General features: G+C 58.5%; 14 protein-coding genes and 1 tRNA gene. 4 read left to right on the forward strand and 11 right to left on the reverse strand.

Annotated features, from left to right (window positions below):
• Positions 1-14 precede the first annotated feature (14 nt).
• Positions 15-2,777, forward strand: a complete 2,763-nt coding sequence (locus BHW66_RS03765) for a phospholipase D-like domain-containing anti-phage protein (RefSeq protein ID WP_123052237.1) — start codon at positions 15-17, stop codon at positions 2,775-2,777.
• A gap of 15 nt (positions 2,778-2,792) precedes the next feature.
• Here the strand turns inward: BHW66_RS03765 and pgsA are convergent, their stop codons facing one another.
• The 11 genes from pgsA to dnaA form a co-directional block, all read right to left on the reverse strand.
• A complete protein-coding gene (pgsA, locus tag BHW66_RS03770) occupies positions 2,793-3,398 on the reverse strand; it encodes a CDP-diacylglycerol--glycerol-3-phosphate 3-phosphatidyltransferase (protein ID WP_022198043.1) in 606 nt (201 codons plus the stop codon).
• A gap of 178 nt (positions 3,399-3,576) precedes the next feature.
• The gene (ligA, locus tag BHW66_RS03775; RefSeq protein ID WP_215440072.1) at positions 3,577-5,961 is read right to left on the reverse strand and encodes an NAD-dependent DNA ligase LigA; all 2,385 of its coding nucleotides are present in this window, start codon (positions 5,959-5,961) and stop codon (positions 3,577-3,579) included.
• 24 nt (positions 5,962-5,985) lie between these two features.
• Complete coding sequence (locus BHW66_RS03780) at positions 5,986-7,602, reverse strand: alpha-L-fucosidase (protein WP_217730392.1); 1,617 nt, start codon at positions 7,600-7,602, stop codon at positions 5,986-5,988.
• A gap of 44 nt (positions 7,603-7,646) precedes the next feature.
• Entirely contained in the window at positions 7,647-8,804 is a 1,158-nt protein-coding gene (gene pheA, locus BHW66_RS03785; protein ID WP_087393356.1) for a prephenate dehydratase, read from the reverse strand.
• A gap of 372 nt (positions 8,805-9,176) precedes the next feature.
• A complete protein-coding gene (locus BHW66_RS03790) occupies positions 9,177-10,148 on the reverse strand; it encodes an RluA family pseudouridine synthase (protein ID WP_022198047.1) in 972 nt (323 codons plus the stop codon).
• A gap of 16 nt (positions 10,149-10,164) precedes the next feature.
• Positions 10,165-10,944, reverse strand: coding sequence for a Nif3-like dinuclear metal center hexameric protein (locus tag BHW66_RS03795; RefSeq protein WP_102738166.1), 780 nt, complete (start codon positions 10,942-10,944; stop codon positions 10,165-10,167).
• 13 nt (positions 10,945-10,957) lie between these two features.
• Complete coding sequence (locus BHW66_RS03800) at positions 10,958-13,012, reverse strand: DUF4340 domain-containing protein (RefSeq protein WP_102739754.1); 2,055 nt, start codon at positions 13,010-13,012, stop codon at positions 10,958-10,960.
• Between the two features lie 28 nt (positions 13,013-13,040).
• On the reverse strand, positions 13,041-14,612 hold the full coding sequence (locus BHW66_RS03805; protein ID WP_102758892.1) for a Gldg family protein: 1,572 nt from the start codon (positions 14,610-14,612) through the stop codon (positions 13,041-13,043).
• 38 nt (positions 14,613-14,650) lie between these two features.
• Positions 14,651-15,433: an ABC transporter permease subunit gene (locus BHW66_RS03810; RefSeq protein WP_102732741.1), complete on the reverse strand. Its 783-nt coding sequence runs from the start codon at positions 15,431-15,433 to the stop codon at positions 14,651-14,653.
• A 53-nt stretch (positions 15,434-15,486) separates the two neighbouring features.
• Entirely contained in the window at positions 15,487-16,422 is a 936-nt protein-coding gene (locus BHW66_RS03815; protein ID WP_286688915.1) for an ABC transporter ATP-binding protein, read from the reverse strand.
• A gap of 158 nt (positions 16,423-16,580) precedes the next feature.
• Positions 16,581-17,987, reverse strand: a complete 1,407-nt coding sequence (dnaA, locus tag BHW66_RS03820; protein WP_094140339.1) for a chromosomal replication initiator protein DnaA — start codon at positions 17,985-17,987, stop codon at positions 16,581-16,583.
• A 529-nt stretch (positions 17,988-18,516) separates the two neighbouring features.
• Here dnaA and BHW66_RS03825 point away from each other — a divergent pair.
• The 3 genes from BHW66_RS03825 (at position 18,517) to BHW66_RS03835 (ending at position 20,806) form a co-directional block, all read left to right on the forward strand.
• Entirely contained in the window at positions 18,517-19,074 is a 558-nt protein-coding gene (locus BHW66_RS03825) for an NUDIX hydrolase (RefSeq protein ID WP_094140422.1), read from the forward strand.
• Positions 19,075-19,288: 214 nt separating this feature from the next.
• Positions 19,289-19,363, forward strand: a tRNA-Met gene (locus BHW66_RS03830).
• Between the two features lie 120 nt (positions 19,364-19,483).
• Positions 19,484-20,806 (forward strand): tyrosine-type recombinase/integrase, encoded by a 1,323-nt coding sequence (locus BHW66_RS03835; RefSeq protein WP_165477153.1) that lies wholly within the window; start codon positions 19,484-19,486, stop codon positions 20,804-20,806.
• The last annotated feature ends 16 nt before the right edge of the window (positions 20,807-20,822 follow it).

Below are 20,822 nucleotides of genomic sequence, written 5' to 3' on the forward strand. Positions count from 1 at the left end.
ACTGACGGAAAGCGATGAGCCTGCAACGCTACAGTTCCCGCACGGCGGATTTGCACGGGGATTTTCTGGCGGAGGCGCTGAAGGGCGCCCGCCGCTACCTGCGCATTGCCGGGTATTTCCGCAGTTCCGTTTTTGAGGTGGCCGGAGAAGCGCTGGAAGCCGTGCCGGAGGTGAAAATACTGTGCAATTCCGACCTGGACGCGGCGGATCTGATGGCGGCGGGGGGAGAGGCGGAGCTGAAAGCCCGCTGGAATGAGGAAGACCCCGGCATGGCCTCCCTGCTGCGCCGGGAGCAGTACCGCCGGCTGGCGCGGATGCTGGAGCAGGGGAACTTGGAAATACGGCTGGTTCCTGGAGAAAAAATGTTCCTGCACGGCAAGGCGGGCTGCATCTCCTACTCTCCGGAATCCGGGCGGCCCCGCCGCGCTTTTGTGGGTTCCGTCAATGAAAGCCTGAACGGCTGGAAGAGGAATTATGAACTGCTGTGGTCTGATGACGGAGAGGAGAGCGCGGTCTGGGTGGAACGGGAGTTTTTTGCCCTGTGGAACACGGCCGTGCCTTTGCCGGAGGCGATCAGGCAGGAGGTGTTCCGTCTGGCGCGGCGGGAGGAAATTCCCCTGGCGGAGGCAAGACGGACGCCGGAGTCCATGCCGCGGGCCGCCCTGGCGGAGGCGCCGATCTACCGCGGCGGCGAACAGCTCCAGCCCTGGCAAAGGGCATTCGTGGTCCGTTTTTTGCAGGACCGCCGCAGGTTCGGCAAGGCCCGCCTGCTGCTGGCGGATGAAGTGGGCGTGGGCAAAACCCTCTCCATGGCGGGGAGCGCCGTGGTCAGCGCCCTGCTGGGGGACGGCCCCGTGCTGATTCTTTCCCCCTCTACGCTGACGTTTCAATGGCAGGTGGAAATGAAGGACAGGCTGGGCGTGCCCTCCGCCGTGTGGTCTTCCGTGGAAAAAGCGTGGGTGAGCGTGGACGGCCGCATGTTATCCCCCCGGAAGGATCTGAAGAGCATCGGCCGCTGCCCGTGCCGCATCGGCATTGTGTCCACCGGGATTATCATGCACCAGTATGACGCGGGGACGAAAAAGTTTACCCGTGAGAGCGAGGTGTTGCTGAACGGGGTGTACGGCCTGGTGATTCTGGATGAGGCGCACCGGGCCCGGGCGCAGGGGACGGAACAGCGCAGAAAGAAAAACAACCTGCTGCGCTTCATGGAGCGCGCGGGGCGCAGAACCCGGCACATGATTCTGGGCACCGCCACGCCGATCCAGACCCAGGTGCGGGAACTGTGGGATTTGCTGGAGACCCTGGGCGGGGATGCCCCCCATGTGCTGGGGGATGCCCTGTCCCCATGGCGCGATATGGAGCGCGCCCTGCCGCTGGTGACGGGAGAGGCGGGCGCTGACGGCATGAGGGAGGAGGAACGGTGGCAATGGCTGTGCAATCCCATGCCGCCCCGTTTTGAGGATCCTGCCCTGGATGACTTGAGAGATGCCGCCGGAGAGGATGACGGGTGTTTTGTCTCCCGCGCGCTGTACAGGGATCTGGCCGGGGCTTATGAGTTCCGTTCCGCCCTGGACGCCTGCGCCGGGAGGGATTGGTTCAAATTCCACAATCCCGTGTTGAGGTGCACCGTGTTGCGCAAACGTTCCATGCTGGAAGAGAAGGGGCTGCTGGTTCGGGTGGGGGTGCGCCTGCATCCGCTGGGAACGGACGCTGACGCCGGGAGGAAATACGGGTATCATTTCAATGGGCTGGCCTTGCCGACCCAGCCTTCCTTTGACGAAGCTTATGCGGCCGCAGAGGAATTTTGCCGTCTGCTGGCGGCGCGCACGCCGTCCGCGGGATTTATGAAATCACTGCTGTTGAAGCGCATCTGTTCCAGCTACGAGGCCGGGCGTTCTACTGCGGAAAAATTGCTGGGCCGCGGCTCCATGGAAGAGGATTGGGCGGAAGGGGAGGATGACGAAGAGGAAATGCGGGAAAGTTTTTTAAGCAATCTTTCCCCGGCGGAAGAAGCCTGCCTGAAAACAGTGAGCCGCCTGCTGGAGCAGGAAAGCGCCCGGGATAAAAAACTGGAGACAATCAGGTGGTTCCTGACGGAGTTCCGAACGGACGGAAAAAACTGGCTGGAACATGGCTGCATCATTTTCAGCCAGTATTATGATACCGCCGCCCATGTAGCCGGCTGGCTGGCGGCGGAATTGGGCGATGAGCCGGTAGCCCTGTACGCCGGGGTGGGGCGCAGCCGCCTGTTCCTGGGCCATTCTTCCGCCGCGGAAGAGCGGGAACCGATTAAGCGCGCCGTGAAGAACCGGGAAATCCGCGTCGTGGTAGCTACGGACGCCGCCTGTGAAGGGTTGAACCTCCAGACTCTGGGAACGCTGATTAATTGCGATTTGCCGTGGAATCCGTCCCGCATGGAGCAGCGGCTGGGGCGCATCAAGCGGTTCGGGCAGAGCAGGGAGTGCGTGGATATGCTCAATCTGGTTTACCGGGGAACGCTGGATGAACGTATTTATTCCGTTTTGTCCGAACGCATGAAGAATATTTACGATTTGTTCGGGTCTTTGCCGGAGACGATTGATGACGCGTGGATAGATGAGCAGGAATCCCTTCAGGAGCGGCTGGATAAATACGTTCACGAACGTGACGAGGCGCGGAACGCTTTCACGCTGACGTATGATGACCGCCTGGATCCGGAAGCGGACCAGTGGGAGGAATGTTCCCGGGTGTTATCCCGGAGGGATATTGAGGAAGAAATGAACAAAGGGTGGTAAAGGACGTATGCCCTCCTATTTCAGGAATTTGCGGGCGCCCGCGCAGTAAACGGCTCCGGAATAAACGGTCAGGATGACGGAGCCCCACAGCGTAACCTGGTACAGCAAGTTGGATGCGCCGGAACCGTGCCACAGGCAGAGCGCGGCCAGCCGGTCCGCGATGGAGGGCAGGTATTCCGGCGTATGCGTCCATGTCAGGGCCAGCAGGCAGGCGATGCAGAAGGCCAGCTGGAATGCGGTTTTCCATTTGCCGGACGTTCCCGCAGGGATGATGACGCCATGATCCTGCGCAATCTGGCGCAGTCCGGTGACCAGGAATTCCCTGCTGATGATGAGAATGGTAATCCAGGCGGGGCAGAGCCCTTCCCCCGTCAGGTAAATGAAGGCGGCGGAGACGGCTATTTTATCCGCCAGAGGATCAATCAGCTTGCCGAAGGTAGTGACCTGGTTCAGGCGGCGGGCCAGGTAGCCGTCCAGCCAGTCCGTGCAGGCAGCCAGAATGAACGTGACCAGGGCGGCCAGGTATCCCCAGGAATACTGGTCCGCGACGCTGACTGCTGCCGTAAAGACGACTACCAGGGCAATACGCGTCAGGGTAATGGCATTGGGCAGGTTCAGCATACGCGGTTTATTAGGGGACAGATGTCTGCCCGTAGCAAGCTTTTTTGCTGGATTCAGGAATGAAATTTCCGGAAAAAGGCGTACGGAAAAAAGAGAAGGGAATACGAAGATACAGGCAGCCGGACGCATGATGCGCGCGTTTCAGTTTCTGCTTTCCGTTCCCGCTGTTTTGCGGCAATTAATTTCCAATCATTTTGTAGAAGTCTTCCTCGGAAATGACGGGCACGCCCAGCTTGAGGGCCTTGTCCCGCTTGGAGCCTCCTCCGCTGCCTGCCAGGAGGAAGGATGTGGATTTGGAGATGGCCCCGGTAGCTTTTCCTCCGTGGGAGGCGATAAGCTGTTCAAAGTAGTCCCGCGGATGGCTGAGCGTTCCCGTAATGACGAAGGTTTTTCCGGACAGGGATCCCGCCGGGATTTCCAGAAAGTTGGCCCGGTAGGACTGGGACTGGGGATTGATGCCCAATCCGTTCAGGACGTCCATGGTGTGATTCCCTGCTGCGGAGGCGAAAAAGCTTTGGAGGGATTTGGCCGCCGCCACGCCTATTTCGGAGCCATAGCTGAATTTGGCCGTGTTTTTACGCAGGTAGCCCGTTGCCAGATAGGGCGCGGTCAGGCGGTCGATTTCCTCCATCAGTTCCTGGTGGCGTTCCTGTACCGCTTCTGCAGAAAGCGCGCCTTCCTTCACCGCCTTTTTGTTGCCGCGGGTGTTGGGGTTGGTTTTGGCGGCCTTTTCCATCAGTTCATCCAGGCGGACGATGTCCCGGAGGTAGGGAGAATCCGCCACATGCTTCAGGTCGGGATGCGTGTCCGCCAGCGCCTTGGCGACAACTTCCCCCACCAGAGGAATGCCGAAGGCGATGAGCCAGCGTTCCAGCGGAAGCCCTCGCGCGTTTTGCAGGGCGTCCAGCGCTTTCCGGGCATTTTTTTCCCCATAGCGGCGCGGTTCCTCCGGCGTGCCCAGGTTCAGGTTGGCGAGCTGGTCCGTAGTCAGGGAGAAAAGGTCCAGCGCAGAGGATGCCAGACCGGAGCTTCTCAGCGCTTCCGCCACGGAAGAGCCGATGCTCTCCACATCCAGAGCGGAACGGGAACAGAAGTGGGTGATGCCCGTCACGGCCTGCGCGGGGCAGGTGAAGTTGGTGCAGCGCCAGGCTACTTTCCCTTCTTCCTTCATGATGGGATTGCCGCAGGCGGGGCACAGACCCTGCGTGGCTTCCAGAATGCTGTAGGGCCTGGCGTCCGCCGGGCGTTTGGAGAGGTTCACTTTCAGAACGGCGGGGATGATTTCCCCCGCCTTTTCCACCAGCACCGTATCTCCGATGCGGACGTCCTTCCGGTCAATTTCATCCTGGTTGTGGAGGGTGGCCCGCGCTACCGTAGAACCGGACAGAAGCACAGGCTGCAATTCCGCCACAGGCGTCAGCACCCCGGTGCGTCCTACCTGCACGATAATATTCAGCAGGGTGGTTTCCTTCTGTTCCGGGGGGAATTTATACGCCGCCGCCCAGCGGGGCGCGCGCGCCGTAGTGCCCAGCGCTTCCCGCGTAGCCATGGAACTGATTTTAATAACGGCTCCGTCCGTGCCGTAGGGGAGCGTATGGCGGAGGCTGTCAATATCCCGCACGGCCTGGCGGGTGGATTCCAGGCTGTCCGTGTAATACACCGGTTCATTGCAGGGGATGCCGCAATGGCGGAGCATGTCCCAGAAGCCTTTTGCGTCCCTGAGTTCCGGGCCTTCATACGCGCCCAGTCCATGGGCCAGGAAGGCCAGCGGACGGGCGGCCACCTGCCGGGGGTCCAGCTGCTTGAGGGTTCCGGCGGTGGCGTTGCGCGGGTTGGCGAAGGCGGGGAGCCCGTCGGCGTCCCGTTCTTCGTTCAGTTTGGCGAAGGCTTCATTGGGCATGAAGACTTCCCCGCGCACTTCCAGCACGGGCGGCGCGCCGGGAGGGAGAGTGAGGGGGACGCTGCGGATGGTGCGTACGTTGGCCGTTACGTCGTCCCCAACGTCTCCGTCTCCGCGCGTGGCCGCGTAAGCCAGCTTCCCGCCGCGGTACATGATGGAAAGGGCCACTCCGTCAATCTTGGGTTCCACGGAGACGGGAACTTTCTCCGTTTGCAGCGCCCTGGCCAGCTTATGGTAGAATTCCGCCAGTTCTTCATCCGGCACGGGGGCGTCCCGTTGCTCAAAAATGTCGTCAATGGACAACATGGGCACCGCATGCCTGATCTGGTTGAAGCCCTGGAGGGGGGCGCCGCCTACGCGGCGCGTGGGGGAGTCCGGATCCGCCAGTTCGGGGTGGGCTTCTTCCAGTTTTTCCAGCTCCAGGAACAGGGCGTCATATTCCGCGTCGGAAATCTCCGGTTCCGCCTGTTCGTAATACAGACGGTTGTGGCGGCGCAGTTCGGCACGCAGGTAGTCTATGCGGCGGGGAGCGGTTTCCTCCGCGTTTCCGGGGTGGCCGGCGCCGGCGTTTTCCCGCGCCTCCCCAGCCCGGGATGCCGTTTCATTCGTTGCCTGCTGTGAAGGCTGTTTGCCGGCTGCCAGGGAAAAAAGGTCTTCCTCCATAGGACAAATGAGTGGGAACAATGGCTATTTGCTCAGTTTGATGACGGAACAGGGTGTTTTGGAATGTTCATGAGCCTTGAACAGAACCGTTCCGTTGACGACGGGAAGGACGGTGTTGTCCCCCAAAAGCAATGCTTTGGAATAGCCGGCGGGCAGGGTGATGGCCGTTCCCTCATCATCTTCATAACCGGTGGCGTCCAGCGGCTGCATGCGGGCGTGTTCCGCGCCCGCCGTCAGTTCTTTCATGGTTCCTTCGCTGGGCGGCTGGGCCGCTCCCTTGTCCGGCGGCGGAATCAGGAAGACGAAGATATCCCCCTGCCGATTGATGGAGGCCGGCTGGTCCAGTTGAATGAATGCCCGTGTGCCGTACACGGCTTCACCGTTGATGTTGAGCCACCGGCCTACGCCGCGCATGGTGGCGGCCACTTTTTCCGGAATGGTGCCGTCTGCCATGGGATTGACGTTCAACAGAAGATTGCCTCCCTTGGTAACGCATTCCACCAGTTTTTCAATGATGGTTTCCGGGGACTTGATGTTGGTGTCGTAGCGGTTGTAGCCCCATTTGTCGCTCACCGTCATGCAGGATTCCCAGTCCACGCCGGGATATCCGCGCCGGGGGATGAAGCGTTCCGGAGTAATATAGTCCCCGCAGCGCAGGTCCAGCGTTCCGGCCTGGTCCTTGTTCAGGCCGGAATAGGCGTACAGGCGGTTGTTCATGATGACGCCGGGATTGATGGAGCGCACCATGTCCATCAGTTCCGGCGCTTTCCAGCCTTTGGCCCCCTCCATGGCCCCCTGGGAGTAGTCCCACCACATGATATCGATGGGCGCGTAACGGGTCATCAGCTCCCGGACCTGGGCGTGCAGGTATTTCTGGTAGGCGGCGTGGTCGCGGGGAATGTTTTTCCTGTTAAGCATGGCCGCCTGCCCCGCAGGGTAGCAGAGATCCGGGCAGATGGTGTTGTCATAAGACGGGTGGTGCCAGTCAATGACGGAGTGGTAGAGGCCCACTTTCAGGCCGCGCCTGCGGCAGGAGTCCACATATTCGCGAATGATGTCCCTGTTCACGGCGCTTTTGGCGTCGTAATCCGTCAAGGCGCTGTCAAACAGGCCGAAGCCTTCATGGTGCTTGCTGGTGAGCACTATATATTGACACCCCGCATCCCGGGCGAGCTGGGCCCATTCTTCCGTCAGTCCTTCCCTGGGCTTGAACAGGGGCAGGGCTTCCGCGGCGTAGGTGTCCGTATCCACTTCCACGTTTTTTTGAATCCATTCGGAACCTCCGGGCCTGCCTTTCCATTCCCCGGCCAGTCCGGAATACAGGCCGTAGTGGATGAACATGCCGAATTTGGCGTCCCTCCACCATTCCATGCGCCGGTTACGTTCCTCCGCCGTTTCTCTGACTGCGGCATGGTTGGCATCCGCGGGGAGGGGGAGTCCGGGCGCGGCTGCCGAAAATTCCGCGGGAACGGTGGCCGGGAAGTTCTGCTTTGTTCCACCGCCGCGCAGCCGGGCCGCGAACTGTTCGTCCAGGGCCAGAGAGGGCTGCCCGTTTTCCGTAATGATTTTAGTGACGGACTGCTGGGCTGGGGCGGGAAGCCCCAGAGTGACGGCTAGGGCGGCAATCGTGGCTATGTTCATGGTTGTTCAGGATGGTGTGAGGCTGGGGGGAAAGCTGAACCGGCTTAAATGACGTCCGTATCCGCGTAGCTGCCCAGAATTTTCAGCATGGAACAGTGCTGTTCCAGCTCCGGAAGGGTTTCCCGGAGGGGGGATTCCTGAATGTGGCCGGCGGCGTCTATGTAGAAGACGTATTCCCAGTTGATGACTTTGGACGGGCGGGATTCAATGCGTATCAGGTTATTGTTGTGCCGCTGGAAGCAGTTGACCACTTCCGCCAGGGTGCCGGGCTTGTGCTGGATGCGGATGAGCAGGGAGGTGCGGTCCCTGCCGCTGGGCTGCGTTTCCTGGCGTCCGATGACGGCAAAACGGGTGGTGTTGCAGGACTGGTCCTGAACGTCTTCTTCCAAGATGTTCAGGCCGAACAATTCCGCGGCCAGCGGGCAGCCTAGGGACGCCGCGCCCATGGCGGCGTTCTCCTTGGCAAGAATGCTGGCTTTCGTAGTGGAGGACGTTTCCACGAGTTCCGCGTTCGGGAAGTGCCGCTGGATCCAGTTCCTCGTCTGGCCGAGGACCTGGGGGTGGGAATACAGGATGCGGATGTGTTCCCGCGGAATATCCGCCATCAGGCTGTTGCGGATGTTCAGATTGATCTGGGCGCAGATTTTGAGGGGTGAGGTGACGAAAAGATCCATCACGGCGGTGACGGAGCCTTCCGAAGAATTTTCCACGGGAACTACGCCGTACTGGGCCTTTCCCCGGTCCACCATGTCAAACACGTCCTTGAAGCTCTGGCACGGAATGAGTTCGCAGCTTTTTCCGAACTGCTTGAGAGCCGCCTGATGGCTCCAGGTCCCTTTGGGGCCCAGGTAAGCAATGGTCAAGCCGCCTTCCAGGAAGAAGGAGCAGGAGATGATTTCACGGTAAATAGCCTGGAGGGAGGCTTCCGGCAGCACGCCCGCATTCAGGCGGTTCAGTTTGTTGAGCAGGACCGTTTCCCGTTCGGGAACGAAGATGGGGGAATTTTTTTCCTTTTTAATGCGGCCGACTTCATGCACCCATTCGGCGCGTTTTTTTAACAGCTCTACAATCCGGGCGTCCACCTCGTCAATAGCCAGGCGCGCCTTTGTCAGGGCGATGGTCTGTTCATCCGTGTTTCCGCTTTTTTGCTGCCTGGGGGGATTGTCCGGAGAGGCGTCCTCCCCGTGGTGCGTGGTCTCCATGTCTCTGTGAAAGCTGTGTGGTTAAAGCCGTGTCAAGGTAGCGGTTCCGGGGGGGCAAATCAAGATTAAAGGGGAGGTCTCCGCCGCGGATTCTTCTTGCATGCGCGGAAGATGCCGGGCAGGTTCATTTCTCCTTGATTGATGAAAAGAATATTGTTCCCGGCTGACTGTGACCGTAGACGCTCCTGCCGGAAAGGGGGCGTAAGAAGGTGAACGACGGGTCTATTGCCGCATCTTTGTCCGCAAGGATGGGGGCGCCGGATGACGGCGGATTGCTGACGAAGGCCGGGCCGGCTCTGGGATTTGAATATGGCGCTTTCCCGTATTCTGTCCGTTGAAGCGGCTTCCGCTGCCGGGAAATGGCGGGGAGGTTTAGTTCCGTCCTCCGTCTTCCTGTACCGGGCGCGGCTCCGGGATGGCCCCGTAAAGCCCGTTGGGGAAGAGCTGGAGCCACGGCGTGTATTCCGGCGGGACGGGCGCTTCGAAATCCATGCGCTTTCCCGTGCGCGGGTGGTCGAAGCCCAGCCGCCACGCGTGGAGCATGAGCCTGCCGGGTTTTGCCTTTTGCCGGGCGGGTTTGGCGTAAATGGGGTCCCCGATGAGCGGATGGCCCAGATGGAGCATGTGCACGCGTATCTGGTGGGTTCTGCCCGTGTGCAACGTGCACAGAACCAGGGAGGAGTCCGTGGACGGGTCCGCGCAGAGCAAATCGTAGTCCGTAATGGCGGCTTTCCCGGAACCGGGATTGACTACTGCCATTTTCAGGCGATTGACGGGATGGCGGCCGATATGGGTGAAGACCGTGCCGGAACTTTGGGAAGGAATGCCCTGGACGACGGCCAGATAACGCTTTTCCGTGCTTCGGGCCGCGAACTGCGCCGTCAGGGATTGATGGGCGGCGTCATTTTTTGCGATGACCAGGCAGCCGGAGGTGTCCTTGTCCAGGCGGTGGACGATGCCTGGGCGTTCCACTCCGCCGATGCCGGAGAGGTCCCCGCAGTGGTGGAGCAGGGCGTTTACGATGGTGCCGTCCGGGTTACCGGCCGCGGGATGCACGACCATGCCGCTTTCCTTGTTGATGACGACCACGTCTTCATCTTCATACAGGATGTCCAGGGGGATATCCTGAGGCTGGGCTTCCGCCGGTTCCGGCTCCGGAATGCGGACGGTGATGGAATCACCGCGGGAGACGGGGTTTTTAGGCTTGGCGGGAGAGCCGTTGACCAACACGTCCCCGCTTTTGATCAGGTTCTGAATCCTGGAGCGGGAAAGCTCCGGAAGGTGGGCGGCAAGGTATTGGTCCAGGCGGATTTTCCCGTCGGCGTCGTCCGTAGTCAGATTCATGTTCCGTGGAGTTTGGTCAATGGCTGTAGGCGGAGGGCGGCAGGTCAATAAAAGTGTAGTCCAGCCCGTAAACATCCTTGAGAAGAAGCCCCAGGGCCTTTACGCCGAACGTCTCCGTAAAGTAGTGGCCGCCGAAGACCAGATTGACTCCCAGTTCCTGGGCCAGGGGGATGTTCCAGTGGGAGCCTTCCCCGGTCACGTAGGTGCGGCAGCCGAGGGCCGCTGCCTGGGCAAGATCATCTCCCGCGCCTCCGGTACAGATGAAGACATCTCCGGCCGGAGCCTCCGGGGAATCTTTCCAGAAGGCCTGCACGGGCGCGCCGAGGACGGTTTCCAGTTTTTGCTCCAATTCCGCGCATGTACCTGAAAATTCTCCGTGCGTACCGAGGGAAACGCCGTGGTAGTCCAGCCCATCATGGGAACATGGCCGGAGGCCGCAGGCCTTCGCCAGCAGGGCATTGTTGCCGTATGCGGGGTGGACGTCCAGAGGAAGGTGGGCGGCGTAAATCGCCAGGTTCCCGTCCATGGCGGCTTTCAGCTTCCGGTAGGCGATGCCGGTAATGGGCTGCATGGGCTGCCAGAAAATGCCGTGGTGAAGAAGGAGCAGGTCCGCCCCTGTTTCCAGGGCAGCATGAATGGCCTTTTCTGAGCCGTCCACGGCGGCGGCCACCTTGGAAACGGAGCCTCCGTTTTCCAGTTGAAGGCCGTTCAGGGCGCGGGGGGCGTCCGGAATGGAGTCCACGGAAAGGATTCCGTCCAGAAAGGAGATGGCGGTGTGCAGCTCAATCTTGCTCATGCGGGAGGAATGGTTAGTTATCTTCCGAAAGGCTGGCGCCGAGCAAACGCACGGCGTCCATGTTCAGGATAAAATAATTCGGGGTTGTATTTACTCTGCCGTAATAAAATCTGCTGTATCCGGCCTCCCCCGCCGGGGCGATTTCCAGCGTGATGACTTTGTCCTCCGTTTCCGGTTCCGGGGCAAAGGTAATGTCGCCGGTCCCGGATTTGGTTGGCACGGGGGGCGCCTCCTTGTAAGACTGGAGGATGAGTTTCAGGCGGAAAACGGGATTTTTCAGGGCTTCATGCGCTGTGGCGTCCGTATAGGGAAGCCAGGCGCTCACCTCCATTTTTTCCAGTTCGTCCAGATAGCGGTTGGCGCGGTTCGGGTTGATATTCAGGGTTTCATCCTTTCCGTCTTTGGAGGCCGTCCAGGAATCGTCCAGACGGTCGAATTTCAGGACCAGGGGGCCTCCGGAACCGATGCGTTCCAGGTGCATTTCTCTGAGGTCAAACCTGCTGAAGGAGAAGAGCCTCTTTTTTTTCCAGGCCAGTGCATCCGTCAGCAAATCCTTCATGTAGGCGTTGTCCAGTATGGCAACGGTGGGTTTTCCGGCCTGGAGGGCATACCAGGAACCGTCCGCCCCCTTGGAGAAAAATACCGTCACGGGGGGGCGGGACTCTTCACCGGGCTTGGGCAGAAGGGACATGGTGAGCGTCATTCTGGGATTATCCAGCCCGTATACGGAAAGATCCGTAGCCTTGTCCGAGGCGAATCCGGCCACTTTCCCCTGTTTAACTGTTTTCAGCAGGGAAATGAGATGTTCCGGATTCGCTTCCTGGTAACGGGCGCCCTCTGCCGTGTACAGCCAGGTGGGCTTGATGCCTTTTTTCTCATCCCCCTGAATGAAGCGGGCGATGGTGGGGTAATCCTGAAAGCTCTTGCGGATGGAAAGGCCGGTAATTTTGTAATCCCCGATGTCCGTCAATTGCTTGGAACGCAAAAGGCCCAGATCCAGCGGAATATTGCGTACGCCGGGAATTTCCTTGTTGGTTTCCGTCGTTTGAGCCAGTTCAAAGACGGCCTTGCGGTCGGAAACGGTGGCCTTGACCAGTTCGGACAGGCTTCCGTTGTCGGAGGGGGGGTAAATCCGGAGCGTGACGGGCTGTTCCTCCATTTGCAGGGATTTGCCGTCTTCTGAAAGACGGCCTGTGAAATTCCTGATGGAAACGGAGGTGATCTGATCATCCGTCATGTCCGGTACGCTTGTTTCCTCCGGGTTGTACACGCGAACGGCGGTCAGCTTTTGGAGCGTGCCCAGCAGCACATCCATCATGGCCGGATCCGTATCCAGAGAAAGGGGATACGTGATTTTCCAGGGAGAGCCGGGAGTCTCGCGTTTCAGGGCGATGCGCTGGCCCCGGTTGTTGATTTCAATGGAGGCGGGCATGGCCGGATGCAGGAGCAGGGGACGATGGTCCCGAAGCTGGCGGATACCGGATTTGAACAGAGGAAGGATGTTGCCGGTGCCCACCAGAATGCGGGTGTCCCGTCCGTAGAAATCCGTCTGCATATAGGTGGTGTCATCCGTGGTCTTGTTCTCCGGATCGTCCACCAGCCAGGGCGCCGGGGAACCCAGCGTATAGCGCGCTACGGTGGAGGAACGCTTTCCGTCGTCGCTCATTTCCTTGAGAGTGATGGTAACGGGGGTGGTCTTTACGCCGAATTCCTTCAGGGAAGCGGAATCAATTTTGTGCAGAGGCAGCGCGTCCACAATGCTGGTGGAATACGTGTACTGGAGAATGGCCGCCGCCGCGCGAGGGTCCATACGGTCGTTCCAGGGTTTTTCGCACCACCAGACGCCGTTGGGCTTACGGCGGAATTCCGCGACATCCCCCACGCAATTGATGCGCATCCAGGAAACCTCGTTCATTTCTTCCCGGGTGTATGGGAAAAGCCGTTCTCCGGAACTGAAGGCGGTGCGCCCGATGATGCGGGACAGGTTGCCGTCAATGGTGAGGAGCACCGCCGCGCCGACAGAAGCGAGGGTGATGAGGATGAGAAGGATAAAGCGGAATGTGCGCATGTGCTTCCGGTAATGGGCGTGGATGGGGTTAATGACGGCGCGTGTTCCAGATAATCAGGGCGATCAGCAGCGCCAGCAGGGGAAGGCCGATATTCGTCAGGAGTTCCAAAACGCCCAGGGCGTTGCGGTCCAGATTCAGCTTGACGGTCAGGTCATGGCGAGAACCGAGGCCGCGCAATTCTTCACGGTCCGTCATCCAGCCGATCAGCGTGCGCATGAAATCCCTCTGCTCCGGTTTGATTTGCCGGGGCTGAAGCAGGTCCGTATTGCCAAGCAGAACCAGGCGTCCGGTAGTCTTGTTCTGGTTCACGTCTCCGGCATTCCCCCGGATAAGGGCCGCGCCGATCATCAGAGGCCCCGGATTGTCTTCCCTTGCGTCGAACTTGGCTGGGAACTGGTTGTATTTGGTTTCTCCGTAATAATCCTCCGTAGTCACCAGAAGGGGATACGGCGTAATGCGCTTCTGTTCCATGGCCGCGTTGTCGGAATCCAGAATGAGGGAGATGCTCTCCCCTTCCAGTCCGGTGCTGGAATTCCAGAATTCACGGGTGCAATTCAGGGAGGGGGCGAAAATGGAGTTAATTTCAAAAACGGAACGGTTGCTCCTGTTGCGGAGCATCACGCGGTCATTCTGGGGCCGCAGCCCCTGTTCGCGGAGAAAGCGGTAAAGCTGTTTGGGGGTGTCATTCTGGGGTTCCAGCATGATCAGAATGGCGGCGTTCGGTCGCGCCCAGTACCGCTGGAGCACTTCCGCCTCCTGCGGGGACAGATCATACCTGGAACCGATAATCATGAATCCTGCGGCATCTTCCGGAATCTCTTCCAGACCGCTCATGCGGATGGGCACAAGCTGCAGGTTGACGGAACGGCAGATTTTGCCCAGCGTCGTGAAAATGCTTTCCTCCTGGTTGTTGCTCAGGGTTTCGTTGAAGTTGCTCTTGTCCGCCGCGATATAGATTTTACGAGGTTCGCCGTTGGCCGCTCCGTAAATGCCGGCAGTCATCATGTCTTCAATCTGGAGCGCCACCGCCTTCATGCTTTTGCCGTCCGGCCCGGGGGCGTACACTACGAAGGCGTCTCCGGGCAGGATGCGCACGTGGGCGGCGTCCGCCTGGGTGCCTTCAAACGTCTTGAGTGCTTTTTCCGTATCTTCCCGGGCATCAATGATGACCAGGTTCTTCTTGAATTCAATTCCGTAGATATTGGAGATTTCACGGGCCTTGTTCGGCTGGCGGAGGGGATCCACGTACTCCACTTTCACCTTGCCGTTGGAATAACGTTCGTATTCCTCAAGAAGAGAACGCATGCGGGTGTAGTTCTGCGTGGTGCGCAGGAAAGCGAACGTGATTTTGACGGGGGGTTTGCGCTTCTGGATTTCCGGGGACTGGAGCATGTTGATGCTCTGACGGGATATTTCATAGCGCTGGTCTTCCGTCAGGTCCCGGCGGTAATACTCGTGGCAGCCCACGTAATTCAGGCATACGACGATAAGGAACAGCAGGAAAAGCTTGATCCAGGTCATCCAGGGGCGTTTGACCTTGCGGGAGGCGGGCTGGGAGGCTTCCGCGGCCGCGGCGGGGGTGTCTGGTGTTTCGCTCATAGATAGATAAAAATAAAAAAGGGTGAAGGCAGAATGAATCAGTGTTTCCAGCGGCGGTGGTCAATGATGCGGATGGTGACGGCCAGCGTCAGAACCGTCATGGTCAGGTAAAATATGACGGGGCGCGTGTCAACCAGCCCGGCGGAAAAGCGGTCCAGATGTTCCGAGCAGGACATGTAGTGGAAAATTCCCGCTGCGGGAAATTCCCCCCACACCACGGGAATCAGCCCCATGAAGAAAATCAGAACCAGCAGGCCGATGGTGATGATGCCGGAAATAATCTGGCTGCCCGTCATGGAAGAGGCGAAAATGCCAATGGCCGTGAACCAGGCGCCGATCAGCAGCAGAATAGCGTATGCCCCGGCCCAGTCCGCAAGGCGGTAGGGAAGAACCATGCCCGCATCATACCCGTAAATCCACTGTACAATCAGGTTGGACCAGTCCGCCAGGAGGGGGTATAGCAGCATGGGCAGCCACAAGATGATGTAAAAAGCGTACGCGGAGAAGTATTTTCCCAGGACCACCTGCCATGTCTTGATGGGCGTGGTAAGCAGGGATTCCAGCGTTCCCGTCTTTTCCTCCTCCGCCAGGGAGCGCATGGTGAGCAGTGGGAAGATGAACAGGAAGTAAAACCAGAACATGGGGGAATGCAGGATGAAGAACAGGATGCCTTCCTTCTGCGGGGCCAGTTGAAAAGCCTTCAGCGTGCCGGACAGGGAGACGCTCTGAAGGGCCATGACGAAAGCCAGGATAACCCATCCGTACGGAGTCATTACGTAGCTTCTGAGTTCTTTTCTGAAAATGGTAAGTACTGGAGACATGGGGAGAAAAGGGAAATGGGAGGTGGTGGATGGGCGGGGATGGAAAATGGGAGTTAATCTTTACGGGTCATTTCCACGAACACTTCTTCCAGCGTGGGGGTGTGGCGGTAAATATGGCGCAGGGGGCATCCCTGTTCCGCAAGGAGGCGCGCGGCCTTTTCACGGGTATCCGTCCCGGCCTCCGCGCGTACGGTCAGCGTATGCCAGCCGTCGGCGTCCGTTCCTTCATGGATGACCTTCTTCACATGTTCCAGATTTTCCAGTTTCTGCGTAATCAGGGCCAGGTCTCCCCGGAATTCCAGCGTAATCTTGCCGGCGGCCCGGAGATTGGCCGTCAGGTTGGAGGGGGTATCCGCCGCCTTGATAGTTCCCTGGTCAATGATGATGACCTTGTTGCAAATCATTTCCACCTCACTGAGAATGTGGGTGGAAAGAATAATGGTGTGGTTGGCCGCCAGACCTTTGATTAGCTCTCGTATCTGGCGTATCTGGTTGGGGTCGAGACCGTTGGTAGGTTCGTCAAGGATCAGCAGGTCCGGTTCCCCCAGCAGGGCGTCCGCCAGGCCTACGCGCTGGCGGTAGCCTTTGGAAAGGGTGCGGATCATCTTGCGGCGCACGGGATCCAGGCCGCATTGTTTTACAACCTTGGAGACGGCAGGCCAGATCTGCTTGGAAGAGATGCCTTTAAGCCTGGCGCGGAATTTCAGGTATTCCGTGACGCGCTGGTCGTCGTAAAGGGGCACGTGTTCCGGCAGGTAGCCCAGATGTTTGCGAGCCTCCAGGGGATTTTTCACAATGTCAAACCCCGCAATCGTGGCTGTGCCGGAAGTGGGGGGCAGATAGCCGGTCAGCATGCGCAAAGTCGTGGTCTTGCCTGCGCCGTTCGGCCCCAGGAACCCTACGATTTCCCCCTTTTCAATCTGGAAGGAGGCATTCTTTACCGCTTGAAAGCGGCCAAACTCTTTGGAAAGCTGGTCGGCGTGGATCATGGAATCAATGGGAACAGGGTGATTCTAATCCAAACCGCTTTCGCCTCAAGCTTATTCTCCCCTGCGCCGCGGAAGCGCTTCTTCCGCCTGAAAAGCCATGGGGGCTAACGGGACCGATGCTTTTCCTGTCTGGCCGGGAGGGAATGAAGATAAGGAAATCAATCCCTCAACTCTTCTTCCAGCCTCTGGACGATGTCCCTCACGCGTACATCTTCTTCCATACGGGAGGCGACCAGCTTATTCGCATGGATGACGGTGCCGTGGTCCCGGCCGCCGAATGCCTGGCCGATATCTTTCAGGGAGCGTTCCGTCAGGCGGCGGCTCAAGTACATGGCGATCTGGCGCGGAAAGGCGATGCTGTTGGGGCGGCGCTTGCCGGTCAGATCGCTGACCTTGAGTTCGTAAAAATCCGCCACGCGCTTCTGGATGGAATCCACGGTCAGGATGCGGCTTGTTTCTTCCCGCAGGATGTCGCGTAGAAGCTGCTCAATTTTGGCGATGTCAGGCATGTCTCCGGACAGGGAAGTAAAGGTGGCTACACGGAGCAGTGCGCCTTCCAGACGGCGCACGCTCTTCTGGATGCGGCTGGCCAGAAACTCCAGAATTTCGTCGGATACGTTCATGCCAGCCCGGTCGCGCTTGCTGCGCAGGATTTCCAGCCGTGCGTTGTCGTCCGGAAGGTTCAATTCTACCGTAAGTCCGGATTCCAGGCGTGCCGCCAGCCGGGGATCCAGATTGGAAATATCGCATGCGGCGGCGTCTGCGCAAATCACGATGGTTTTGTGGGCATGGAACAGTTCGTCAAACGTATGCAGAAATTCCTCCACCGTTTTTTCCTTGCCGGAAATAAACTGCACGTCGTCCACCAGCAGGACGTCAGCCTTGCGGTACTTGCGGCGCAGTTTGGTGAAGCTTTGTCCGTTCTGGGTCCGGGAAGCGTCAATAAATTCATTGGCGAACTGTTCGCCCGTGACGTACACCACATTGGTGGATGAATCCTGATGAAGCACCTCATGGCCGATGGCCTGGAGCAGATGGGTTTTGCCAACGCCGGATTTTCCGTACAGGAAAAGCGGATTGAACAGGGCCCGTTCCGACTGTGCGGCGGACAGCCCTGCCTGATAAGCAAAGCGGCTGTCTTCATAAACCACAAACGAATCGAACGTATATAAGTCATTCAGGCATGCCCTGGCGGCCGGTGTGCGCTGTTTTTTTGCCGGTGCGGCCGGGGAATCCGCCGTCTGCGGCGTTTTGGCCCGGGAGGAAGCCTTTTGCGGCTGGCCTTCTGCAGCGGGCATGGAAGCCACTTCATCCGTGCAGATGAACTTTATCTGGCGTTCCGTGCCCAGAGCCAGCATGGCGGCCTGCTTCAGCTCCGGCGTATAGCTGTTTTCCACCCAGAGGGCGGCCATAGGATCGTCGCACACCAGCGTCAGCGCCTTCCCTGAATCCTCCAGCAGGGAAAACTTGGGAAACCACAATCCATAAACCTCCGGGGACATGATTGTTTGCAAGGCTCCCGTGATTCTGGACCAGGTGGCTGACAGTTCTGATGGCGGCGTCATTGTTATTGGAAATAAAAGATGTTGCTGGTTAGAAATAGCCGTAAGGCGTTCCGTCCCGCTACGAGGCCGCCCGCGGATGGAACCGGATCAGGTTCATCCGCAGCCGTGACAGCTCGTGGCGTCCATCGGGGTGGAGAAGGCGAACTCATCCGCTTTCAGCTCAACACCCCGGTTGACGGGAGCGCCAAATTACTGATTTGCGACTGAGAAAAAAATATCTTTTTGAAACAGCGCGAGTCATCGTTCCTCGGCCCTACGTTCCACGGGGGTTCCACATGAAAAAATATTTTGTTCTTGCTTCCTCCGATAATTTAGTCCTCCTGAGTATATTTTCTGTGTAATTTTATAAATTATTTATTGTCAATATATTATGGTTTTGTTACAGGCTTGGGTGACGAAAAGGACATGATTACGCCGCCGGAAATCAACCACTTACAGGAACCGGATTGGAACTGCACGGGAAGATGCAGAAGGGAGGCGTTCCGCATGGTTGACAACAGACGGACGGAAACCTAACGTGGGCTGCATCATGGAACAAATGGAACAGCCAGAGGAAGCATGCCTGTCTCTCTGCCGGGGGAAATTTCTGGAACTCCTGAAAGAGGGAAGGTGGGAATACGTGCGCCGGGTGAATGCCAGCGGAGCTGTTATGATCGTGGCCGTGACGGAAGAAGGAGAACTGCTTCTGGTGGAAGAATACCGTGTTCCCCTGCATGCCCGGACCGTAGGGCTGCCTGCGGGTATTTCCGGGGATGAAGGGGAGGAAAGCTCGCTGCAGTCCGCCCGGCGTGAACTGGAAGAGGAAACCGGGTACCGGGCGGATTCCTGGACGTATCTTCTTGCGGGGCCTTCCTCTCCGGGATTGACTACGGAAATGGTATCTTTCTATATGGCGGAAGGCCTGCATCGAATATCGGAAGGAGGCGGTGTGGCCCACGAAAATATTACTGTGCACCGCATTCCTCTTACTCTGGTGCATGACTGGCTGATGGAGCAGATGGAGCAGGGAAAAGTGGTGGATCCGAAAATCTTTATGGGTCTCTATTTCCTGTCCCGCTCTGTCAATGGCATGGGGCTGGAGGAATAATCATACCCTGCGTTGTAAATGTCGGTATGCAGGAAATGGTCCGGGACGCGGGCCATATGAGACGGTTGAGTGGAAAAATGATTCATCAGTAATGATTTCCCCGGAGGGAAAGGCGGATTGTCATGATAAAATGCTCCTGAACCATAAAAAAATCTGGACATTCTTTCCAATCCGGGCTAAATATCTCCCCGCCTTACGGCATCAACCACTTAACGGCAGGGTAGCTCAGTGGTAGAGCAGAGGACTCATAAGCCTTTGGTCGGGTGTTCAAATCACCTCCCTGCTACCATCTTCAAAGCCCCTTAAATCCAACGGTTTAAGGGGCTTGTTACTTTTAGAGCATAGTTTACATTCCATGCTGGAAAATAGTGAAAAAGGGTATAATGTGGTCAAAAAAGCATGCACAATTATGCACAGCTTGGTTGACGATTGGAAGCCGCGCCCCTGCACTTCCCGCCCTGGAAAACCGTGGCGGGTTGTCATCCCGGAACGCATATCCCACACGGGGAAACAGACCTCAAAATATTTCGCCACAAAAGGCGAGGCTGAAGGATATATTGCGGAACAGATACGCAATTTGAAACGTTTTGGAACGGTAAACGGAAAAACGATCGATCTTGATGCTTATAAGTGGAACGCGGTTGATGAAATACTGTCAGAAATAGGGGTGACGCCTTTAGAGGCCGCCACCCATTACGCGGCGCTTGTGAAGCGGGCGGGCTCGGTGGCAAAGCTGGGAACATTAGTAGAACTGGGGCGCGGGGTGGCGCCGCCGGACGCGGATATGTCCCCCTCCCTCCGGGAACTTGCCAGCACGGCCAGCACGGCTAAAGCGCACAACAGCCGCGTGACGGTCCTGTCCCGGAAAACGCGCCTGGGGCGCCTGGAACGTCTTTGCCCGGATCTGGTGGCCAGACCATGCGCGGCCATTACGCCGGCCATGATCCGGGATGCCCTGGACACATGCCACGCCGGCCACCCTACCAGCTGGAACAACCTGAAGCGCGAGCTTGCCACCCTGTTTAACTTTGCCATCAAGCGCGGCTGGATCATTAAAAATCCCGTGGATCCCATAGACAAGCTTCCCGTGCAAGAAGCGGAAATAGTGGCATTGACCCCGGATCAGTTGACCGCCTTGTTCCGGGCATGCTCGCCGCCCCAGGAGATAGACAGGACGGCGCCGGTTTATCGGCGGCGCGTGGCGGCCCAGGACACAACGGATTTACGTTTGTATGTCGCCCTGGGGGCCTTTGCCGGCATCCGTCCCTGGGAACTTACCCGGCTGACATGGGCGGATATCTCCCTAGAGGACGGCGTTGTTTCCGTCCGGGCCAAACATTCCAAGACCGGCGGCGCCCGCCATGTGACCATTCAGCCCGTGCTGAAGGCGTGGATCCTGGCGTGCCGGCCACACAACGCGGGCCCGGATGATCCCGTCATCAATCCGCGGGATCTGAAAACGCGCCTGTTTGCCCTCCGCACCCGCGCCGGCTATTCTCCGGAAAATCCCTGGCCGCATGATTGTCTAAGACATTCTTTTGCATCCTACTCCATGAAAGCCGGGCATGATCTGAACCAGTTAAGCCATGATATGGGCCATGTCGGAACCGACTTGTTGAAAACCCGTTACCTGAATATGCGCGGACTGACCAAAGATTCTGCCGCGCGTTACTGGTCCCTGACGCCGGAATATCTGGCCACCGGCGGCGAAACAGCCGGCCACACGGCTTGACGGGACAAAAAAGGGA

Origin of the sequence: Akkermansia sp. 54_46 (genome assembly GCF_001917295.1) — a bacterium.
In the GTDB taxonomy this organism is placed as follows: Bacteria; Verrucomicrobiota; Verrucomicrobiia; order Verrucomicrobiales; family Akkermansiaceae; genus Akkermansia; species Akkermansia muciniphila.

Bases quoted from the DNA above. Each gene is read 5' to 3' on its own strand.
- BHW66_RS03765 (WP_123052237.1), top strand. From the start codon at position 15: ATGAGCCTGCAACGCTACAGTTCCCGCACGGCGGATTTGCACGGGGAT.
- pgsA (WP_022198043.1), bottom strand. From the start codon at position 3,398: ATGCTGAACCTGCCCAATGCCATTACCCTGACGCGTATTGCCCTGGTA.
- ligA (WP_215440072.1), bottom strand. From the start codon at position 5,961: ATGGAGGAAGACCTTTTTTCCCTGGCAGCCGGCAAACAGCCTTCACAG.
- BHW66_RS03780 (WP_217730392.1), bottom strand. From the start codon at position 7,602: ATGAACATAGCCACGATTGCCGCCCTAGCCGTCACTCTGGGGCTTCCC.
- pheA (WP_087393356.1), bottom strand. From the start codon at position 8,804: ATGGAGACCACGCACCACGGGGAGGACGCCTCTCCGGACAATCCCCCC.
- BHW66_RS03790 (WP_022198047.1), bottom strand. From the start codon at position 10,148: ATGAATCTGACTACGGACGACGCCGACGGGAAAATCCGCCTGGACCAA.
- BHW66_RS03795 (WP_102738166.1), bottom strand. From the start codon at position 10,944: ATGAGCAAGATTGAGCTGCACACCGCCATCTCCTTTCTGGACGGAATC.
- BHW66_RS03800 (WP_102739754.1), bottom strand. From the start codon at position 13,012: ATGCGCACATTCCGCTTTATCCTTCTCATCCTCATCACCCTCGCTTCT.
- BHW66_RS03805 (WP_102758892.1), bottom strand. From the start codon at position 14,612: ATGAGCGAAACACCAGACACCCCCGCCGCGGCCGCGGAAGCCTCCCAG.
- BHW66_RS03810 (WP_102732741.1), bottom strand. From the start codon at position 15,433: ATGTCTCCAGTACTTACCATTTTCAGAAAAGAACTCAGAAGCTACGTA.
- BHW66_RS03815 (WP_286688915.1), bottom strand. From the start codon at position 16,422: ATGATCCACGCCGACCAGCTTTCCAAAGAGTTTGGCCGCTTTCAAGCG.
- dnaA (WP_094140339.1), bottom strand. From the start codon at position 17,987: ATGACGCCGCCATCAGAACTGTCAGCCACCTGGTCCAGAATCACGGGA.
- BHW66_RS03825 (WP_094140422.1), top strand. From the start codon at position 18,517: ATGGAACAAATGGAACAGCCAGAGGAAGCATGCCTGTCTCTCTGCCGG.
- BHW66_RS03835 (WP_165477153.1), top strand. From the start codon at position 19,484: ATGCACAGCTTGGTTGACGATTGGAAGCCGCGCCCCTGCACTTCCCGC.